This window comes from Helicobacter sp. MIT 11-5569 (assembly GCF_000765695.2).
In the GTDB taxonomy this organism is placed as follows: domain Bacteria; phylum Campylobacterota; class Campylobacteria; order Campylobacterales; family Helicobacteraceae; genus Helicobacter_D.
The window spans coordinates 1-20,127 of the sequence record NZ_JRPB02000015.1 but is presented as its reverse complement, the minus strand read 5'-3'; the positions used below and the strand labels follow the sequence as shown (position 1 = coordinate 20,127).

Here is a 20,127-nt window from a genome sequence, read left to right as displayed (position 1 = left end):
AAGCTTATAGATTCCATTTTAAATGCTTATAAAAGAATTCTTAAGATAAAATCATAACTTCATTTTTGCAACAAAAGGTAAAAAATGCTTACAAATCCTGTTGTGATTTCTATTATAGTTATGGGTGTGCTGTGTCTAGCTAGACTCAATGTTTTACTAGCGATTCTAATTTCTGCACTTGTTGCTGGAATCTTAGGGGGCTTAGGGATTGAAAAAAGCATTAGCATACTTATTTCTGGAATGGCAGGCAATTTAGAAACTGCGTTAAGCTATATTCTATTGGGTGCGCTTGCAAGTGCCATTGCGCAGACAAATTTAACAACAATTTTAATCCACTATATTGCTAAGTTTGTGCAGAATCGCCGCTTAATGTTTTGTCTCTCTTTAGCATTTTTTGCTTGTTTTTCACAAAACTTAATTCCTGTGCATATTGCCTTTATTCCAATTCTAATTCCACCCCTTATCCCTTTAATGAATCGCTTAAAAATTGATAGACGTGCTGTTGCTTGCGCACTCACTTTTGGACTTAAAGCCCCTTATGTAAGCTTTGGAGCTGGATTTGGATTAATCTTTCACACAATTTTGCGCGACCAGCTTAACCAAAATGGTGTGCAAGTTGATTTAAATGATGTCGCAAGCGTAATGTGGATAGGTGGGACTTGTATGTTTGTGGGGTTATTACTTGGAATCTTTGTGTTTTATCGCAAACCACGCGAATACCAAAACACATATTTATCCAAAAAAGAAATGGAAAATTTAGAAAAACCAAATATGCAACGCAAAGATTTTGCCGTGCTCTTAGGAGCAATTATAGCTTTTGTGGTGCAACTATGGATAGGCTCTTTACCACTTGGTGGTTTGTGCGGATTAGTTGTTATGGTGCTTTTAGGTGGAATCGCTTGGGGAGAGATTGATTCTGTTATGGAAAATGGCTTTAAAATGATGGCATTTATTGCTTTTGTGATGCTTGTAGCAGCAGGATTTGGAGCAGTTTTAAAAGAAACAGGCGCAATTACTACGCTTGTAGATTATGTCGCGACACTCACACAAGGAAAACTACTTGGAGCATTTATGATGCTACTTGTTGGATTGTTTATCACACTTGGAATCGGAACTTCCTTTGGAACGATTCCAATTATTGCAGCAATTTACTGCCCTTTAGCTTTAACGCTTGGATTTTCTCCTGCGGCAATTATCTTACTTGTTGGAATCGCGGGTGCATTAGGTGATGCGGGAAGCCCGGCGAGTGATAGCACACTTGGACCAACTTCTGGATTAAATATCGACAAACAACATAATCATATTTGGGATACTTGTGTGCCAACCTTTTTGATGTATAATATTCCGCTAATTCTTGGTGGAACACTTGCTGCGGTTGTGTTATAAGGAGTTTGTATGCGTGATTTTATTCAAATTGCTAAAGAAGTTTTTGACTTAGAAGCAAATGCAATTTTAGGCTTAAAGGAATTCATTAATGCGGATTTTAATGCAGTGATTGCTTGTATTTTAGGATTAAAAGGAAGATTAATTGTAAGTGGAATGGGAAAATCTGGGCATATTGGAGCAAAAATTGCTGCTACTTTAGCAAGCACAGGCACTCCTAGCTTTTTTCTTCACCCCGCAGAAGCATTGCATGGAGATTTAGGAATGCTAAGAGAAGAAGACGCTCTGCTTGCGATTTCTAATTCTGGAGAAAGTGAAGAAATTTTACGCTTAATCCCTTCTATCAAAGCGCGCAAGATTCCACTAATTGCACTAAGTGGAAGAAAAGATTCCACGCTTGCAAGAGAGAGTGATTATTTTTTAAACATTAAAGTGCAAAAAGAAGCTTGCCCTTTGCAGCTTGCCCCAACAAGCTCCACAACTGCAACTTTGGCAATGGGAGATGCAATCTCTATTGCACTTATGCGCGCAAGAGAATTTAAACCCGAAGATTTTGCACTTTTTCACCCGGGAGGAAGTTTAGGACGCAAACTCTTAACACGCGTTAAGGATATTATGGTAAGTGAGAATTTACCTATTGTAACACCAGATACTAGTTTTAAGGCGTTAATTGCCGAAATGACTTCTAAAAAACTTGGAATGTGCCTAGTGTGTGAAAAAACAGAATTACTAGGGATTATTACAGATGGAGATTTACGGCGCGCACTCAATGCAGATAAATTTAACGCAATCGCAAAAGAAATTATGACAGAAAATCCAAAAATGATTGATAAAAATGCAATGGCGACAGAAGCAGAATCGCTAATGATAGAACATAAAATTAAAGAATTAGTGGTAATGGATAACAATCGTTATGTTGGCATTGTGCAATTATATGCGATTGCTAAAGTCTAAGGGCATAAAACCCTTAGGCTAAAATTTCTTACAAACTAAAATTTTTTGCTTTGTAATTGCATTTTATATTATCTGCAAAACACTTGTTATTAAGCAAAGAATCTAAAATATGAAGTCCTAAAGAGATATTTAGGGCATTCGCCCTCAATATGACAATTTCAAAGGCTAATGCAATGAAAACTTTTAAAGACAGCAGCATAAAATATCTAGGCAAAATCCCAAAACATTGGAAAGTAAAAAGACTTGTAAATTTTGGAATCTTCTTAAAAGGTGGAAATATCTCACGACAAGATTTAATTGAAAATGGAGAATCTGCGATTCTTTATGGAGATATTTATATGAAATATGAAATTAGTGCAAGATTCTTAGATTCTAAAATATCTAAAAATACTTCATTAAATGCCATTCCCATATATAAAGGAGATATTCTTTTTGCTGGCTCTGGTGAAACCAAAGAAGATATAGGTAAAAATATCGTTTATTTAGGAGATGAAATTGCGTTTGCTGGGGGAGATGTGATTATTTTTAGACAGAAAGAAAACAATGCTTTGTTTTTATCTTACGCATTAAACACTAAGTATGCTAAGTTTTATAAAAGTATTGAATCTAAGGGAGAAATTATAGTTCATATCTATGCTTCAAATCTAAGAGGTTTAAAAATCCCGCTCCCACCCCTAAAAGAACAAAAAGAAATCGCGGAATTTTTAGATAAAAAATGCGAAAAAATTTCAAATTTCATAGACAAAAAGCAAAAGCTCATCACACTTTTAGAAGAGAAAAAACAAGCCCTAATCAACGAAGTAGTAACAAAAGGACTAGATAGCAAAACAGAACTTAAAGACAGCGGCATAAAATATCTAGGCAAAATCCCAAAACATTGGGAAGTTAGGAAAATTAAGCATATTTGCAATATCAATCCACAAACCAACACAAAACTACCTAATAGATTTGTATATATTGACTTAGAAAGTGTTAAAAGTGGATATTTATTTAAAAAACAAATAATTAATAGAGATAATGCACCAAGTAGAGCCCAACGAATCTTACAAAAACAAGACATTTTATTCCAACTAGTCAGACCATATCAGAAAAATAACTATTTATTTGATAAAAGTGGGGATTATGTGGCTTCAACAGGTTATGCACAACTTAGAACAAGTAAAAATGTTAAATTTATTTATTATGCTTTACTTGAAGATAGTCTAGTGCAAAGAGTTGTTTTAAAAAGCACAGGGTCAAATTATCCAGCTATAACCTCTAGTGATTTTGGTGATTTAAAAATCCCCTTACCACCCCTAAAAGAGCAAGAGCAAATCGCGGAATTTTTAGATTCTAAAATTGCAAAAATTGATACAATTATAGAAAAAACCAAAAAGCAAATAGAGCTTATCAAAGAATACAAAACCACACTTATATCCCAAGCAGTATGTGGTAGAATTATGGTTTGAGAAAAGGAGAGAAATGTATGTAAAACAGATTATTATAAAAAACATAGGAGGAATTGAAAGTCTCGAGATTAATCCTAGTTTTACAGACGAAGGCAAACCTAGACCTGTTGTTATTGTGGGCGAAAATGGTAGAGGAAAGACTCTTTTACTCTCTAACATTATGGATAGCTTTTATGAAATTAGTAGTAGTTTATTTGATAATATTAGCAAAATAAACAACTTAAGTAGAAGATTTTATAAAATCAATGAAAGCATAAATCTTAAAGAAGGCTCAAAAAGTGGTTTTACATTGATTAAATATAAGAGCAGCAAAACAAAAAGTCATATTGAATATATAGATTATATCAATTGCAATGCAAATGAAATTAAAGATATTTGTTCATTATTGTTGCAAACAAAAATTGGCAAAAAAATTACCGAATTTACTAATAATGAAATAGAAAAACTACGAAGAGAGTGGCTAACTCAAGCGCACTATTATCAACCAGCATATCGCTATGAAGAGCCATTTCGGGAAAATTCAAACTTTAATAGCGGCTTTAAAGATGAAATAGATTATAGAGAACAATATAGCAAAGAACTTGAGATTATAACTTCTCTTAATAAAAATCACTCTTATATTATGAATATATTAGATACAACACCTTATACAGATAAAAAAGATGATACATGGGAAGCAATTAATACAATTTTACGAGAAGTTAAACAAAATAAAAATTTACGCTTTAGGATTGTAACTAGGAATTCAAATGCGCAAATTGGGATTTACGAAAACAACAGACTTTTATTAAGCAATATTAATCAACTTTCTTTGGGAGAACTTTTGCTTTTAAATTTATTTACTAATATTGTAAGACATACAGATTTATCTGGAAAACCTATTGAATTGCTTGAAGGAATAGTTGTCATTGATAAAATTGATGCGCATTTACATGATAATTTACAAAGTAAAATTCTACCGCGTTTAATTAAATTATTTCCAAAAATTCAATTTATCGTTACGTCTCATTCATCACTTTTTGTTTTGGGCATGGAAAGAGAATTTGGCAATAATGGTTTTGATTTAATTGAGATGTCAAATAGATAAAAGATAATCTGTGGAAAGATTTTAGAAAATTTCAAAAAGTTTATGATGAATTTATAAGATATAGAAGTTAAAATAAGAACTAACAATGTCAAACTACACAGAAAAAGACCTAGAAAACTTTATTGAAGAATATTTACTCTCCAAAAATGGCATCAAAAGAGTAAGTAAAGCAAAGAATCCTAGTTTAATAGGAATCTTTTTGCTAACTTACAATCCATTTATTTAAGCTTACCCTCAATGACAATATCTACAATATTCCAACTTACACCTAAATGCCCAGCAGCTACATCGCTAAGAGCTTTTAGAGCTTTTGAAGCATTAGAAAATGCAAAAAGGTCTAATCTTCCTTGTGCGCGGAAATCTTTATTGCCCAAAATCTCATAATTTAATGGCACAATTGTACTTTGACGATTGATAATAACTTTTGCGCTAATTGTGCCTTTATACTCGCCTTCAATCACATTAATGATTTCTACTTTAATGTCGTTTTTATTGTTTAATGTTCCAAAAAACGCATTCACAACATTATCTGTAATCACTTGATTTTCTTCACCGCCCATATCAATGCTATTTGGAGAGAGAATCACGCTTGCTCCAATAAGCTGCTTAGAAAGCGTAGAATCATCTTTCTTGAAATTAAATTTTGCCTCACTAAATTCACCTTTTGTAACTGCCATTGCAGGAGTTTTGTATCCTTCAAATCCAATTTTAATGCTATTTTCATCTAAACCTTCAGCAAAAAGCGCACTTGATAAAATTAAAGCACCACATGTAGCTAAAAACATTTTTTTCATAAGTAATTCCTTTGTTAATGATGTTATTATGCGAAAAATTTTAATCAAAAAGAGTCAAAAAGTAAAGGTTTTAGAAATAAAATAATTTATTTTTGAGTATTAATAGTCTAAAATTACTGCATTAGAGAATCTAAATTTGGAATCTTAAGGAAATTCATGCAATCAACTTCTAAAAATCAAGATAAACCATGCAAAAACAAAATATCCAAACATTAGGCGTGTTCTTACGCCCATCTACACCGGAGCTTAAAGATTATTTTTTAGAGTTTCAAACCCAAGCGACACAATTAGGATTTCGCGTTATTTTAGATTCCATTAGTGCTGGAATGATTGGAATGCGTGGGCTAAACTTTGAAGAATTATGCTTAGAATCTGATATTTTAATCTCAATTGGAGGAGATGGCACATTAATTTCTACCGCAAGACGTTCTATTGCATATAAAAAACCTATTTTAGGAATCAACATGGGGCATTTAGGATTCCTTACAGATTTGCAAAAAAATGAAGTTCAAGCCTTCTTGCCAAACCTAAAAAGTGGCAACTACACGATTGCACATCATATGATGCTAGAGGGAAAAATCGCAGATAATCCTAGTTTTTTTGCCTTAAATGATATTATTCTAACACGCTTAAATGAAGCAGGAATGATTCATTTAAAAGCTTATATTGATGGAGAATATTTTAATGCGTATTATGGAGATGGATTAATTATTGCTACTCCAACAGGTTCTACAGCATACAATATTAGCGCAGGAGGAGCAGTTGTTTATCCTTTTTCAAAAAACATTCTTCTTACACCTATTTGTGCGCATTCCTTGACACAAAGACCTTTGATATTACCTGATTCTTTTGAAATCTCCATTATGCTAGGTGAAGCAGGACGTTGCAATATTGTCGTTGATGGACAAGAAAGCAAGCCCTTAAAATTTGGAGAGAAAATTACAATTTATGCAAAAAAAGAAGGCGTTAGATTAATCCACAGCCCACATTGGAATTATTTTAAGATTCTCAAAGAGAAATTTCATTGGGGGGATTTTGACTAATGCAAAAACTCTATATCCAAAAAATCCACATCAAAGATTCTCCTACTTTTAAAGAAGCTACCTTTTATCCAAATTTATATTTCAATGTCTTTAGTGGAGCTAGTGGAGCGGGAAAATCTGTGCTTATGGAATCCATTTTGGCACTTTTTGGGTTAAGGGATTCTAATGCAACACTTTTAGAGGCTACACTAGAAATTCAAGGAATCCCACAAGAATTTGAAGGTTTAATTGATGAAGGTGAAGTCGTTTTAACGCTTAGCAAAAAAGATAAATTGCGTTATTTTCTAAATGCACAAAATATTCCTAAAAAGAAAATCCAAGAACTTTTTGCGCCTTTTTTAAAGCACCTTAGCACAAAATCTTATGATGCCACAAGCCAACAGAATCTTTTTTTAACACTTGATAGCTTTTTACACTCCAAAAACCCAAAATATCAAGCCATTTTACAAACCTACAAAGAAAATTTTTCCATTTTTTTAACCGCTAAAAATACCTTACAAACACTCCAAGAAGAAGCATTAAAAGTTGCAGAATTAAAAGAATTTGTGCGCTTTGAGATTCAAAAAATAGAATCCCTAAACCCTAAAAAGGGAGAATATGAAGAACTCTTAGAGCTTAAAAAGGAAATCTCAAAAAAAGAAAAAATTAATGAGAGCTTGCAAGATGTGCGTGAGTTTTTAAACCATAGCCATAAAGTCTCACACTTTTTAAATCTTATCCAAAACAATGAAAAAGAAAGCGATTCTATCTTAAATGCTTTAAATGCGTTAGAAGAATTATGCGAGCAAGAGAGTGAGCGACTAGAAACCTTAGAGATGACAAATCCCGAAGAGATTTTAAATCGTATTGAAGCTTTAAGCGCATTAAAACACCGCTATGGGGGTGTTGATGAAGCTTTAGAATATTTAGAAAACAAAAAGCAAGACTTGCAAAAATATGAAAATTTAGATTCTATTCTCAAAGAAGCGCGAACTTCCTATAATCACGCCAAAAACTCTTTACAAGAGAGCGCAAAAGCCCTAACAAGTGTGAGAGAAAAAAATCTAAAAGATTTTGAAAACACACTAAATTCCACACTAAATTCCCTTAAAATGCCAAATGCAAAAGTGCGATTAGAACCCATTGCAGAAGTGGAATCTTATAGTATTTTAGGAGCAGAAACCTTAGAAATCACGTTAAATACAGCTTTAAAAAATTTAAGCTCGGGAGAATTTAACCGCCTTCGCTTAGCCTTGCTACTCATACAAAGCACACAAGCCAAACATCAAGCCATCATTATCCTTGATGAAGTCGATGCAAATCTAAGCGGGGAAGAATCTCAAGGTGTGGCTAACGTCTTAAAAGCACTTTCAGATTCCTATCAAATCTTTGCAATCTCTCACCAACCGCATATGCCAAGCCTTGCTAATGCGCATTTTTTAATCCAAAAACAACCCAATGGCTCAACAATCACAGAACTAGACAAACAAGGTAGAATCCAAGAAATTGCAAGAATGATTAGCGGAGATTCCATAACCAAAGAAGCTTTAGAGTTTGCAACCAAACGTTTAAATGGCTAATCAATGAATCTAAGCACTCTACAAAAATTTGCCAAACACTTAACCCAAACCCCTCCTCTAAAACTCCGCTCAATCCGTAGAATCGGAGATAATCTCTTTAAACTAGATATTAATGGGGATTTGTTTTTTATTGACCTTAGTCGCGGAAAATCTACAATTTTTACAACAGATGAACCACTTATTGCCCATAAAATCTACCAAGCTCCTTTTGACCAAAGCCTACAGAAATATTGTTTTAATTCCCAAATTTTAAATGCCGCCACAGATAAAAATAACAGAATCTTGCAACTTCTTTTGCAAATCCAAAATAGCTATAAAACTTCTCAAATCACATTGCAAATTGAATTTACAGGGCGCAATACAAATCTTATTTTGCTAGATTCCAACAAAATTGTCCTAGATGCTCTGCGCCATATTACAAAAGAACAATCCTTTAGAGAAGTTAGAATCACAAAACCTCTTTTGCCACTTCCCCAGCCAAAAACTCCACCAATACTGCGCGATGAAGGTGAGCTTTTTAGCACTCTAGCCCAAAATTTTAAAACTCTAAAAGCCAAAGAATTAGAACAAAAAATCCACAAATCCACAACCACGCTTTTACAAAAAATTTCTCAAATCAAACATTTTTTAAACACATTAGAAGATAAAAACATTTTAGAATCTAACGCAAAGCAAGAAGCGCATTTTGGGCAACTTATTGTGGAAAATTTGTATTTACACCCAAATTTTAAAGGAAATTGCATTATTCTTGATTCCATTTCTATTACACTTCCTAGCAAAGCCCATTCTCTAAGCCATGCTGCACAAATTTTCTTTGAAAACTCTAAAAAACTTGCCAAAAAAGCAAAAAATATTCATCTCCAAGCACAAAATCTTAATGAAAAACTTTCCTTTTATGAAAATTTACTAAAAATGGTGCAAAATGTAACAAATACTAATGATTTACAAATTCTAAACTCTAATTTTCAAAAAGATTCCACACACAAAGATTCCAAACAAAAGCACGATAGCAAGCTGTTTGAAAGCTTCTTTGTTGAAGGAATTAAAGTTTCTATCGGGAAAAATGAACGCGAGAACATTGCTTTGCTAAAAGACGCACGTGCGGAAGATATTTGGATGCATATTCGCGATATTCCAAGCTCGCATTGTATTATCCATTGTGGAAAATCAAAAATTTCCGATATAATCTTATACAAAGCCGCAAAAATTTTAATTGGTTTTACAAAAAGTTTTAGCGGAAATTATATTGTGGATTACACAAGGCGCAAATTTGTAAAAATTACACAAGGCGCAAATGTTGTGTATGCAAAAGAGCAAACGCTCCAGCTAAAAAAGGATTAAATATGGCTGTAACTCCCGTTGGCAATATGAATTTTATTAACCAAAACGCTCAAGTTGGCTCTGTCCAACAAGCAAACACACAGGTTAAACTTGATTTTCAATCTATGGTAAATCTCCAAACTCTGCAAGAACAACAAGAAGAAATCCAAGAAGTGCGTCCAGCAGAAGAAACACTTGAAGCTAACGATGAAAGAGAGGGAGATGGCAAACAAGAAAAAGATGCGGAAGAACAAGAAAAACAACAACAAGATTCCACGCAAGATGAGCAGCAAAATACTATTCAAACCAACGCAGATGGGACAATAGCACATTTAAACATTTCAGTATAAAGTTGGAATCCTTTTTGCTATTGCTTTAAAAAACAAGCAAAAAGGATAGCCTATGCAAATCTTCTTAAAAATCTTTATAGTTTTTATTTTTCTTTCTACACTTGGGTTTGCATGGCAGCCTAACAACCCAAACCCTTACTACTCGCAAAATGATGAACACCCCTTATACACACAGAGAAAAAACCGCTTACTAGGTGTTTATGGAACTTATAATAAAACAAAATCAGATGCGACACTTAGCATTAGCGGTTTTGAAACACAAGACCATAGTTTAAGTGAAAAACAATTTGGTGTTGGAATCCAGATAGGTTATTTGCTTAATGCAAACAACAGAATCTTAGCAAATTTTGAACATCATCTTAAAGAAAATGGATTCTCTTACCAACTTTTAACATTAGGTTATGCCTTTACTCCACAGCTTCCAAACAGCAGAAATTGGCGTTTGCTTTTGGGGGTTAATGCTGGAATCGCATTAGGAAAATTTGATAGCGGAGGCTTTGTGATTAATGATAGCGCACTTGAAAAACTCTCTTATACAGGCTTAACCTATGGTGTCAAAGGAGGTTTAATCCGCACTTTTAACAACGGAGAATTAGAATTTGGCGTGCAAGCAAGACGCTTAGATTTTGGCGAAGAGAATGGAAACTTAGACCTTAATGGAAACCCAAGCTCTGTGAATCTTGACCTTAGTAAAACTTCAGCAATCGGTGTTTATCTAGGCTATAATATTTTATTTTAGGAGATACTATGTGGATTCTATTTTCGCCGAGTGAGAAAAAATGCTTAACACATAAAAATTCTACAAAAGCAACAAAAACAGCATTTTATAAAGATTTTATTTGCAAAAATTTACAAGAAATTTTAGAATCTTACACGCAGTTTTTACAACACGCAAGTGATGCAGAACTCCAAAAACTCTTTGGAGTAAAAACAATCAACCTAGATGAACTCTCTTTAGCGCAAAATCTCTTAAACGCACCACTTTTAGATTCCATTGAACGCTACATAGGAGTAGCTTTTAATGCTCTAGATTACACAAACTTAGATAATAGCACAAAGGATTATCTGCACAAACATCTTTTAATTTTTTCTAATCTTTTTGGAATCTTAAAAGCACAAGATAAGATTCCTTATTATGATTTAAAACAAGGTGAGGGCTTTTATTCTAAAAATACTACATTCTCCACAAAAAATTTCTACAAAGAAAACTCTGAAAACATTTGGAAATTTTTAGATTCCACAAACACAGAATCTTTAGAGTTTTTAGACTTGCGCGCAGGATTTTATCAAAAATGTTTTTCTCTAAATACGATTCCAACTACACTTAAACATAAAAATCTCCACATCGTGATTCCAAATTTCATAAAAAATGGAAAAACTCTAAGCCATTATGCAAAATTTTATCGCGGAATCTTGCTACAAACTTGCGCAAAATCTAAAATTTCAGACTTAGAGACACTAATCTCCACAGATATTACAGGATTAAGTTTGCAAGATAAAAACACCACAAACGCACAAAACATTACTCAAACACTCTTAACTTATACTATTCAATAAATTTAAATTTTAGTATAATTTCTCTTTTATAAGGACATTAAAAGGGATAGTATGAAATTTTGTGGAAAAAATGTTTTAATCACAGGTGCTAGCAAAGGAATCGGAGCAGAAATCGCTAAAGTGCTAGCAAAAGAAGGTTTGAAAGTTTGGATTAATTATCGCTCCAAGCCAGAGCTTGCAGACAATCTCAAAGCAGAAATTGAAGCAAATGGCGGTTGCGCTGCTGTGGTATGCTTTGATGCGACAGATGAAGAAGCTTTTATTGCGGGATTAAATGCGATTCTTAGTAGCGATGAAGAGTTAGCATTTTTGGTCAATAATGCAGGAATCACAAATGACAAACTTTCTATGCGCATGAAAACAGAGGATTTTACTTCTGTGCTAAATGCAAATCTCACTTCAAGTTTTATTGGTTGTCGCGAAGCCTTAAAGATAATGCGCAAACAAGGTTATGGAGCGGTAGTTAATATTGCTTCTATCATTGGAGAAATAGGCAATCTTGGGCAATGTAATTATGCAGCAAGCAAAGGTGGAATGCTCGCAATGACAAAATCTTTTGCTAAAGAAGGTGGAAGCAAAGGAATCCGCTTTAATTGTGTAACACCGGGCTTTATTGAAAGCGATATGACAAAAGAACTCAAAGAAGAAGTCAAACAAGCTTATGCACAAAATATTCCATTAGGACGTTTTGGAAGCGGAGAAGAAGTAGCAGGAGCTGTTGCCTTTTTACTTTCAAATAGCGCAAATTACATAACTGGGGAAGTCTTAAAAGTAAATGGCGGACTATATATGTAACACATAAAGTTTTTTAAGAAAAACTTAGCTACAATATAGACTTATTGAAATTTTTTAAGGAGAAATTGCAATGGCAGTATTTGATGATGTAAAGGCGGTTGTTGTTGAACAACTCAATGTCAATGAGGGTGAAGTAAAGCCAGAATCTAAATTTGTAGATGATTTAGGTGCAGATTCTTTAGATGTTGTTGAACTCGTAATGGCATTAGAAGAAAAGTTTGAAATTGAAATCCCTGATGAAGAAGCAGAAAAAATTCAAACCGTTGGCGATGTTGTAGCTTACATCGAAAAAGCAAAAGCTTAATTTATACCCTTTAAGTATGCCTTTAGGGCATACTGCTGTTTTAATTGTCAAAGGAGAAATATGAAACGCGTAGTAGTTACAGGTATAGGAATGATTAATGCGCTTGGGTTAAACAGAGAAGATTCTTTTAAAGCTATTGTAGATGGAAAATGTGGGGTTAAAACAATCTCCTCTTTTGATGTCTCTGAATTTCCTGTAAAAATTGCCGCTGAAATTACAGATTTCGACCCAAGCACTGTTATGGACGCAAAAGAAGTCAAAAAAGCAGACCGATTTATTCAATTAGGAATCAAAGCTGCAAAAGAAGCAATGGAAGATAGTGGCTTATTAAATGGAGAAGGAAAATTACAAGATTCCATTAATCCAGAACGCTTTGGAATTAGCTCTGCTTCAGGAATTGGCGGATTAGGAAACATTGAGAAAAACTCTGTGATAAATTTTGAACGCGGACCAAAACGTATTTCTCCCTTTTTTATTCCCTCTGCACTTGTAAATATGCTTGGCGGATTCATTTCTATTGATTATTCCCTAAAAGGTCCAAATCTAGCTAGCGTAACAGCATGCGCAGCAGGCACACATGGGATTAGCGAAGCAAGCAAAACAATTATGCTAAATTGTGCAGATAGAATGTTGGTTATCGCAGCAGAAGCTGCAATTTGCGGTGTTGGAATCGGTGGATTTGCCGCAATGAAGGCTTTATCCGATAGAAACGATGACCCACAACACGCAAGCCGCCCATTTGACGCAGAGCGCAATGGATTTGTAATGGGTGAAGGTGCGGCTGCATTAGTGCTTGAGGAATATGAAATTGCCAAAGCAAGAGGTGCGACAATTTATGCAGAACTTGTTGGCTTTGGAGAAAGTGGAGATGCAAACCATATCACAACACCTGCACCAGAAGGCGAGGGAGCTTATCGCGCTATGAAAATGGCATTACAAATGGCAAATACACAAATTGATTATGTTAATGCGCATGGAACAAGCACAAAATACAATGACCTTTATGAAACGCTTGCTCTTAAAAAAGCATTTAATGGAAATGTGCCACCAGTTAGCTCCACAAAAGGACAAGTCGGACATTGCTTGGGAGCAGCAGGAGGGATTGAAGCGGTAATTTCTATTATGGCGATACAAAAAGGAATCTTACCACCAACAATCAATCAAATCCAAAAAGACCCAGAATGTGATTTAGACTACATTCCAAATGTTGCAAGAGAAGCAAAAATCAACACAATTATGAGTAACTCCTTTGGATTTGGAGGAACTAATGGTGTTGTAATTTTCAAAAAAGTGTAAAATCGTGGCAACTTATTTAGATTTTGAAGTAAAAATCAAAAATATTCAAGAAAATATTGCGACAGCACAGCTAAAAAATGACGCACACGCAATTGCAATTTTGCAAAAAGATTTAGATAAAGAAGTTACAAAAGTTTATTCTAATCTCTCTGACTACCAAAAATTACAACTCGCAAGACACCCTGACCGCCCTTATGCAATGGATTATATTACTCTCCTTTTAGAAGAGCCTTTAGAGATTCACGGGGATAGGCATTTTAGCGATGATCATGCAGTTGTCTGCTTTTTGGGAAAAATTGATAATCAAAAAGTTATGGTAATTGGCGAAGAAAAAGGCAGAGGAACAAAAAATAAACTTTATCGTAATTTTGGTATGCCAAACCCAGAAGGCTATCGCAAAGCATTACGCACTGCAAAAATGGCAGAGAAATTTGGAATCCCGCTTTTAATGTTTGTAGATACTCCCGGTGCATATCCCGGAATTGGAGCAGAAGAACGCGGACAGAGTGAAGCGATTGCAAAGAATTTGCAAGAATTTAGCGCACTTAAGATTCCAACTATTTCTATAGTTATTGGAGAAGGTGGAAGCGGTGGAGCACTTGCTATTGGTGTAGCAGATAGGCTTGCTATGATGCAATATTCAGTGTTTAGCGTTATTTCACCAGAAGGCTGTGCGGCGATTTTGTGGAATGACCCAGCAAAGATTGAAAACGCCACGCAAGCTTTAAAAATCACTCCAGAAGATTTAAAAGCAGCCAACCTAATTGATGCGATTATACAAGAACCCGGAATTGGCGCGCATAGGGATAAAGAGGGCGCAGCAGAGATGATTAAAACATATTTTTTAGAATCCCTAGAAGCTATCCGCAAAGACCCGGATTTTCTAAACAAACGCTTTAGTAAGCTTATGAATTATGGAAGTTTTCAAGCATAAAAGATAGATTGAAAGACACAACTTTAACACACAACAACACACAAAAAGTTGCAATCATCGGCGCGGGAGCAAGCGGAATCTTTTGCGCAATTACACTTTTGCAGCACAACATTCCCGTTATGCTGTTTGACAAAAACAAAAATCTAGGCAAAAAACTCCTAGCCACAGGCAATGGACGCTGCAATATCCATAACCAAAACACACATGCAAACCACTATCAAACTTCAAGCTTTAACCCAAAAACGATTCAAAATATTTTGCAAAATTTTTCTTTTAAAACCTTTGCAAAAACTTGCCAAAATCTAGGAATCGCATTAGAGATTCAAGAAGATAGCAAAGTTTATCCGCTTGCAAATTCAGCAAAATCCGTGCTAGAAGTTTTTGAAGATTTGCTAAAAAACTCTAAAAATCTTGAAATGTATTTAGAATCTGAAATTTTAGAATTACACAAAACACAAGAGAATTTTTTGCTAAAAAGCTGTGCGGGTGAATTTATATGCTCTTGTGTTGTGCTTGCTTGCGGGAGTGAAGCAGCACCAAAACTTGGTGGAAGCGATAAAGGACTGCAATTAGCCAAAAACTTGGGCTTGAAAGTGATTCCAACCTACCCTACTTTAGTGCCTTTGATGGTGGAATCCAAACTCACAAATCACCTAAAAGGCGTGAAAATCAAGGCAAAATTAACACTCAAAAAAGATAACCAGATTCTAAAAACTCTCACTGATGATGTGCTTTTTACGGATTATGGCATTTCAGGTTTTGGGGTTTTGGATATTTCTACACATATTAAACTCCAAAAAGATTTAAAAATTATTTTGGATTTTGTGCCATTTTTAGAAGAAAAAGTGCTAGAAAACCAGCTTGCAACTCTCATCAAAACCTATCCAAATCGGAAAACTTCCACGCTTTTAAGCGGGTTTTTGCACCCAAAAATCGCTAAAGCTTTTGCACAAAACATTACTTGGAATCCCAAAAACACCAAACAACTTAAGCAATTTGTGTTTGGACTAAAAAACTTTGAACTCACAAATCCCACGCTAAAGGGCTTTGAAAATGCGGAAGTAAGCGGTGGTGGAGTGAGCGGAGAAGAAGTTAATCCTAATACTTTAGAATCCAAAAAACATAAAAATCTTTATGTCATCGGTGAAATGTTAGATGTTGTGGGAGAAAGGGGAGGCTACAATCTAGCCTTTGCGTGGGCAAGTGCGCATATATGTTCCAAAGCTATACTTGACACATTTAAATAATATTTTGCGATTCCAACCTTAAATACTACCACTACTTATAATAGCAACACATTTAAAGCCTAATCAATCCAACAACTACTTTAGAATCTCAAGCCTTTTAAGCTATCTTGCTTTCACGCCATACAACTCCGACATAATTCCCCATTTAATGATTTAGAAATGCACTCTACACAGCTTAAAAGCGAGTGCAAATATTAGGATTAATTGAAAAATTGCTTGATGTTTTTATGCAGAAAATATAAAAAATACAATTTATCACAAATAACCAAAAAGGAATTCCAAATAAAATCTAAAACAAACTTCCAGAATCCCTAAAAGAAAAGAGTTCATAAGTTTTTTGTGTTGCGATTCTACCCCGTGCGGTGCGCTCCAAATATCCATTGACCAGCAAATAAGGCTCAATCACATCTTCAATCGTCCCTTCATCTTCACTCATCGCAGCAGCAAGCGTGCTAAGTCCTATAGGACGCCCCCTACTCTCACAAATAATCTTTAAAAAGCGCAAATCCAGCTCATCAAAGCCATATTCATTGACTCCTAATTCATTGAGCGCATATTGCGTGCGCTCTTTTGTAATCATCGCTTCTTCTGCGACTTCCGCAAAATCTCTCACACGCTTTAATAATCTTAGTGCGATTCTAGGTGTTCCGCGTGAGCGTTTGGCAATCTCTAGCGCACCTTCTTTTTTGCATTCTTTTTGTAGCTTAATAGACGCCAAAGTTACGATTCTTGCAAGCTCATCTTGTTCATAAAACTGCATTCTAAACTGCATTCCAAATCTATCACGCAAAGGATTACTAATCATTCCAGCGCGCGTAGTCGCACCAATCAAAGTAAAACGTGGCAAATCAATCTTCACCGTTTGCGCAGCAGGTCCGCTGCCAATAATAATATCAAGCCTAAAATCCTCCATTGCAGGATACAAAATCTCTTCAATTGCTGGGCTTAAACGATGGATTTCATCAATAAACAAAATCTCACCCTCGCCCAAATTTGTCAAAATCGCCGCTAAATCCCCCGCTTTTTCAATCATCGGTGCTGCAGTTACTTTAATAGAAGTTTGCATTTCTGCACTAATAATATGCGCCAAAGTCGTTTTGCCAAGTCCCGGAGGTCCAAAAAGTAATAAATGGTCAAGCACATCGCCACGCTTTTTTGCTGCTTCAATAAATACTTGAAGATTCCGCTTTAATTTCTCTTGCCCGATATAATCGTCCCAACAAGAAGGGCGAAGCTTGACTTCTTCTTCATTATCTAAAGTTAATTTTTCAATTTCTACAATGCGTTCCAAATCTATCCTTAATAGCTTTCTTGCTCACTAGGAAAATCACCACTTTTTACATCTTTGACATATTCGCGCACACCTTCGCGCAAGAGTTCTGCGCCTTTTAAATATTGCCGCACAAATTTTGGCTTAAACTCTTCAAAAAATCCAAACGCATCACTCCACACTAGCACTTGTCCATCCACACCTGCCCCACTTCCGATTCCAATAATAGGAATCTTAGCGCTTTGTGCGATTTGTTTTGCTGCTTCTGCCTTCACTCCCTCTAGCAAAATACTAAATGCACCATTTTGTTCAATCTTTTGTGCAAGGGAAATTAGAGATTCCACATTGTCTTGTGTTTTGCCCTGCACTTTGTAGCCCCCTTCACTGCGGACAAATTGCGGTTTTAGTCCAATATGTGCCATTACTGCGATTCCATTTTGAACTAACATTTCAATGGTTTCTAGCCCCTCAAACCCTACTTCTAGCTTGATTGCTTGTGCTTTGGTTTCTTTATAAACGCGTATTGCAGATTCTAGCGCAAGCTTAGGTGTGCTTGTGCTTCCAAAAGGCATATCACAAACCACCAAGCTTTGCTTTGCACCATTGCACACTGCTTTTGTGTGATAAATCATAGAATCCAAAGTGCAGCTTAGCGTATCTTGCTCTCCAAAAAAGCTCATCTGCAAGCTATCGCCAACCAAAATCATATCCACTTCACCATCAAAAATTTTTGCCATTAATGCATCATAAGCAGTGAGCATAGTGATTTTTTCTACACCTTTTTTATTCAGAATCTGTGTAGTTGTGATAGATTTTACCACACTTTGCATACTCATTTTTATCCTTTAAAATCATCAAGAATTTTTAAGGAATTTTACAATAAAAAAGGTTTCAATGAAATGAAACTCTAAAAAGAAAGTTAATAAAAATCTTATAAAATATACGATAGAATCGCAAGCTTTATTTGGGGCTGACTTGAATTTCGACAAGATTTAGATAGCTCTAGCTGCATGCCGACTTGTGCTAAGTCGTAAAACTGGCTCTTAAATATAAACGCAAACAACGCGAATTACGCTCCAGCTTACGCTAAAGCTGCGTAAGTTTATCTAACTCTTTGGAGCTGTTCTTAGTTAGGATTCTAGCTATTTTCTAAGGACATCATTTTAGCTAGATGCGTTTTGTGCCACCAAACACAAAGCTAAGATTATGGTTGCCTTTATCTAAAAATTTTTGGGAGTTTTTTGGATAAAGAAAGATTTAAAAACCCAAACAAGCATGTAAATCGGTTATTGTAGATTTGAATTTTGGACTGGGGTTTGATTCCCCACAGCTCCACCATTTTAAGATTCCAAATTTAATAAACAAGACTTCCAAACTTACCTTGTGATACTAAAAGTAGCAAAATTGCTTAAATAAGTTAAAAAATAGTTTAACAAAAAAGTTTTTATTATAATAAGAATAAAGTTTTTATTATAATAAGAATAAAGTTTTTATTATAAGGTAGATTATGCAAACGTTAAAAGTGTCTTTAGCAACAAAGATTTCTGGGTTAATTATTGTTACTTTTATAGTAATAATAAGCATTAGCGCAATCGTAAATTACAAAAACACTGTTGATGATTCTGTTAAGATTTATCATGTTCTTCAAGAAAGTATTTTGAAAGCATCTTTTACAACAATCAATATTACGATGAATATTGAAGCAGAACAGCATTTAAAGTTTATAGCAGAAGAGGTAGAAAAAATCGACCGACATGATGTCGCGAGTGCGCGCAAAATACTATCAGATGTTCAATACACCGTCAAATATCCTGATGTTTATATGGTTTATGATGACAATGGAGATTTTATTGATGAATGGCTAGAAGACGAAATTCCAACTAGCTTTAGCAGTAACTACACTCCGATTCCTTCAACCTACAAAGATATGCGAGAAGCTTCATGGTATGCTCAAGCCAAGCAGGCAAATAGCTTTATTGTAACTCCTGCCTATCTTTCTAAAAGTGGCAAGCTTGCAGGGCAACACTTAGCAACTGCGGCTTTGCCTTTTTATAAAAATGGGAAATTTGGAGGAGTTATTGCAGTAGATATTCCTTTGGATTTATTCCAAAATCGCTTTAAAAACTTTGATACTCCGGATTTTCCAAGCTTAAATATTTTCATTTTAGACCAAAATGGCGAAATTGTATCGCATGAGATTCCAGAGCTTGTGCTAGATAACAAAAAAACTCCACAAGAAATTGCAATTATGAATGCGGTTAAACAAAATCAACACGCGGTTATTGATTATAAAGACCATACAGGCGCAGAAAGAGTTGCACATTATCAATTAATGCCTTTTGGCTGGACTATGGTAGCAAGTGCAAACTATGCAGACTATACAAGAGCATCTAATATCACTGCTTTAAAAAATTTGACTATTAACGCTGTATTAATTATTGTTGGTTCTATTATGCTTTATTTCATTATTAGAATCTTCTTAAGACCAATTAAAGTTACCCAACAAGGTTTGTCGCGTTTCTTCTCCTATCTAAACCACGAAACAAATACAATTAATCCTATCAAAATAAACTCCAATGACGAATTTGGAGCAATGGCAAAAGAAATTAATGCAAACATTCAAAATATTCAACAAGGCTTAAAGCAAGATGAAACAGCTATTACCCAATCTGCAAAAACAGCAAAAGCAGTAGAAGAAGGTAATTTAACTGCAAGAATTATAGAGAATCCTCATAATCCACAACTTGTAGAATTAAAAAATGTGTTAAATAATATGCTAGATGTCT

20 protein-coding genes and 1 other RNA gene are annotated in these 20,127 nt (G+C 34.8%); 18 read left to right on the top strand and 3 right to left on the bottom strand.

Going from position 1 to position 20,127, the window contains the following annotated elements; genetic code table 11:
* Positions 1-84 precede the first annotated feature (84 nt).
* From LS70_RS09220 to LS70_RS09975, 5 genes are all read left to right on the top strand, one after another.
* A complete protein-coding gene (locus LS70_RS09220) occupies positions 85-1,386 on the top strand; it encodes a Na+/H+ antiporter family protein (RefSeq protein WP_034291252.1) in 1,302 nt (433 codons plus the stop codon).
* A gap of 9 nt (positions 1,387-1,395) precedes the next feature.
* The gene (locus tag LS70_RS09215) at positions 1,396-2,337 is read left to right on the top strand and encodes a KpsF/GutQ family sugar-phosphate isomerase (RefSeq protein WP_034291253.1); all 942 of its coding nucleotides are present in this window, start codon (positions 1,396-1,398) and stop codon (positions 2,335-2,337) included.
* Between the two features lie 173 nt (positions 2,338-2,510).
* Complete coding sequence (locus LS70_RS09210) at positions 2,511-3,785, top strand: restriction endonuclease subunit S (RefSeq protein WP_161594714.1); 1,275 nt, start codon at positions 2,511-2,513, stop codon at positions 3,783-3,785.
* Between the two features lie 13 nt (positions 3,786-3,798).
* Positions 3,799-4,872: an AAA family ATPase gene (locus LS70_RS09205; protein WP_052083273.1), complete on the top strand. Its 1,074-nt coding sequence runs from the start codon at positions 3,799-3,801 to the stop codon at positions 4,870-4,872.
* An 85-nt stretch (positions 4,873-4,957) separates the two neighbouring features.
* Entirely contained in the window at positions 4,958-5,098 is a 141-nt protein-coding gene (locus tag LS70_RS09975; protein ID WP_161594713.1) for a hypothetical protein, read from the top strand.
* Here LS70_RS09975 and LS70_RS09200 read toward each other — a convergent pair.
* Positions 5,091-5,666: a hypothetical protein gene (locus tag LS70_RS09200; RefSeq protein ID WP_034287380.1), complete on the bottom strand. Its 576-nt coding sequence runs from the start codon at positions 5,664-5,666 to the stop codon at positions 5,091-5,093. The genes LS70_RS09975 and LS70_RS09200 overlap by 8 nt on opposite strands.
* Before the next feature lie 188 nt (positions 5,667-5,854).
* Between LS70_RS09200 and LS70_RS09195 the strand changes: the two genes are divergently transcribed.
* The 11 genes from LS70_RS09195 (at position 5,855) to LS70_RS09145 (ending at position 16,071) form a co-directional block, all read left to right on the top strand.
* Positions 5,855-6,709 (top strand): NAD(+)/NADH kinase, encoded by an 855-nt coding sequence (locus LS70_RS09195; RefSeq protein ID WP_034287378.1) that lies wholly within the window; start codon positions 5,855-5,857, stop codon positions 6,707-6,709.
* The gene (locus LS70_RS09190; RefSeq protein WP_034287377.1) at positions 6,709-8,268 is read left to right on the top strand and encodes a DNA repair protein; all 1,560 of its coding nucleotides are present in this window, start codon (positions 6,709-6,711) and stop codon (positions 8,266-8,268) included. Before LS70_RS09195 ends, LS70_RS09190 begins: the two co-directional genes overlap by 1 nt.
* A 3-nt stretch (positions 8,269-8,271) precedes the next feature.
* On the top strand, positions 8,272-9,609 hold the full coding sequence (locus LS70_RS09185; protein WP_034287375.1) for an NFACT family protein: 1,338 nt from the start codon (positions 8,272-8,274) through the stop codon (positions 9,607-9,609).
* Positions 9,610-9,611: 2 nt separating this feature from the next.
* Positions 9,612-9,938: a hypothetical protein gene (locus LS70_RS09180; RefSeq protein WP_034287373.1), complete on the top strand. Its 327-nt coding sequence runs from the start codon at positions 9,612-9,614 to the stop codon at positions 9,936-9,938.
* Positions 9,939-9,990: 52 nt separating this feature from the next.
* Complete coding sequence (locus LS70_RS09175) at positions 9,991-10,677, top strand: hypothetical protein (protein WP_034287371.1); 687 nt, start codon at positions 9,991-9,993, stop codon at positions 10,675-10,677.
* An 8-nt stretch (positions 10,678-10,685) separates the two neighbouring features.
* Complete coding sequence (gene yaaA, locus LS70_RS09170; RefSeq protein WP_034287369.1) at positions 10,686-11,495, top strand: peroxide stress protein YaaA; 810 nt, start codon at positions 10,686-10,688, stop codon at positions 11,493-11,495.
* Positions 11,496-11,546: 51 nt separating this feature from the next.
* The gene (gene fabG, locus LS70_RS09165; RefSeq protein ID WP_034287367.1) at positions 11,547-12,290 is read left to right on the top strand and encodes a 3-oxoacyl-ACP reductase FabG; all 744 of its coding nucleotides are present in this window, start codon (positions 11,547-11,549) and stop codon (positions 12,288-12,290) included.
* A 70-nt stretch (positions 12,291-12,360) separates the two neighbouring features.
* Positions 12,361-12,594 (top strand): acyl carrier protein, encoded by a 234-nt coding sequence (acpP, locus tag LS70_RS09160; RefSeq protein ID WP_034287365.1) that lies wholly within the window; start codon positions 12,361-12,363, stop codon positions 12,592-12,594.
* A gap of 60 nt (positions 12,595-12,654) precedes the next feature.
* On the top strand, positions 12,655-13,890 hold the full coding sequence (locus LS70_RS09155) for a beta-ketoacyl-ACP synthase II (protein WP_034287363.1): 1,236 nt from the start codon (positions 12,655-12,657) through the stop codon (positions 13,888-13,890).
* 4 nt (positions 13,891-13,894) lie between these two features.
* On the top strand, positions 13,895-14,824 hold the full coding sequence (accA, locus tag LS70_RS09150; RefSeq protein ID WP_034287361.1) for an acetyl-CoA carboxylase carboxyl transferase subunit alpha: 930 nt from the start codon (positions 13,895-13,897) through the stop codon (positions 14,822-14,824).
* Positions 14,825-14,832: 8 nt separating this feature from the next.
* Complete coding sequence (locus tag LS70_RS09145) at positions 14,833-16,071, top strand: aminoacetone oxidase family FAD-binding enzyme (protein ID WP_052083272.1); 1,239 nt, start codon at positions 14,833-14,835, stop codon at positions 16,069-16,071.
* Positions 16,072-16,360: 289 nt separating this feature from the next.
* On the opposite strand, the gene ruvB is transcribed toward LS70_RS09145, so the two are convergent.
* Both ruvB and panB read right to left on the bottom strand, forming a co-directional pair.
* A complete protein-coding gene (ruvB, locus tag LS70_RS09140) occupies positions 16,361-17,362 on the bottom strand; it encodes a Holliday junction branch migration DNA helicase RuvB (RefSeq protein ID WP_034287358.1) in 1,002 nt (333 codons plus the stop codon).
* Between the two features lie 8 nt (positions 17,363-17,370).
* Positions 17,371-18,177, bottom strand: a complete 807-nt coding sequence (panB, locus tag LS70_RS09135; RefSeq protein WP_034287355.1) for a 3-methyl-2-oxobutanoate hydroxymethyltransferase — start codon at positions 18,175-18,177, stop codon at positions 17,371-17,373.
* Positions 18,178-18,307: 130 nt separating this feature from the next.
* Here panB and ssrA point away from each other — a divergent pair.
* Both ssrA and LS70_RS09125 read left to right on the top strand, forming a co-directional pair.
* Positions 18,308-18,679, top strand: a transfer-messenger RNA (tmRNA) gene (gene ssrA / locus LS70_RS09130).
* Positions 18,680-18,848: 169 nt separating this feature from the next.
* The coding region (locus tag LS70_RS09125; RefSeq protein WP_138109431.1) for a cache domain-containing sensor histidine kinase at positions 18,849-20,127 on the top strand (1,279 nt) is incomplete at its 3' end.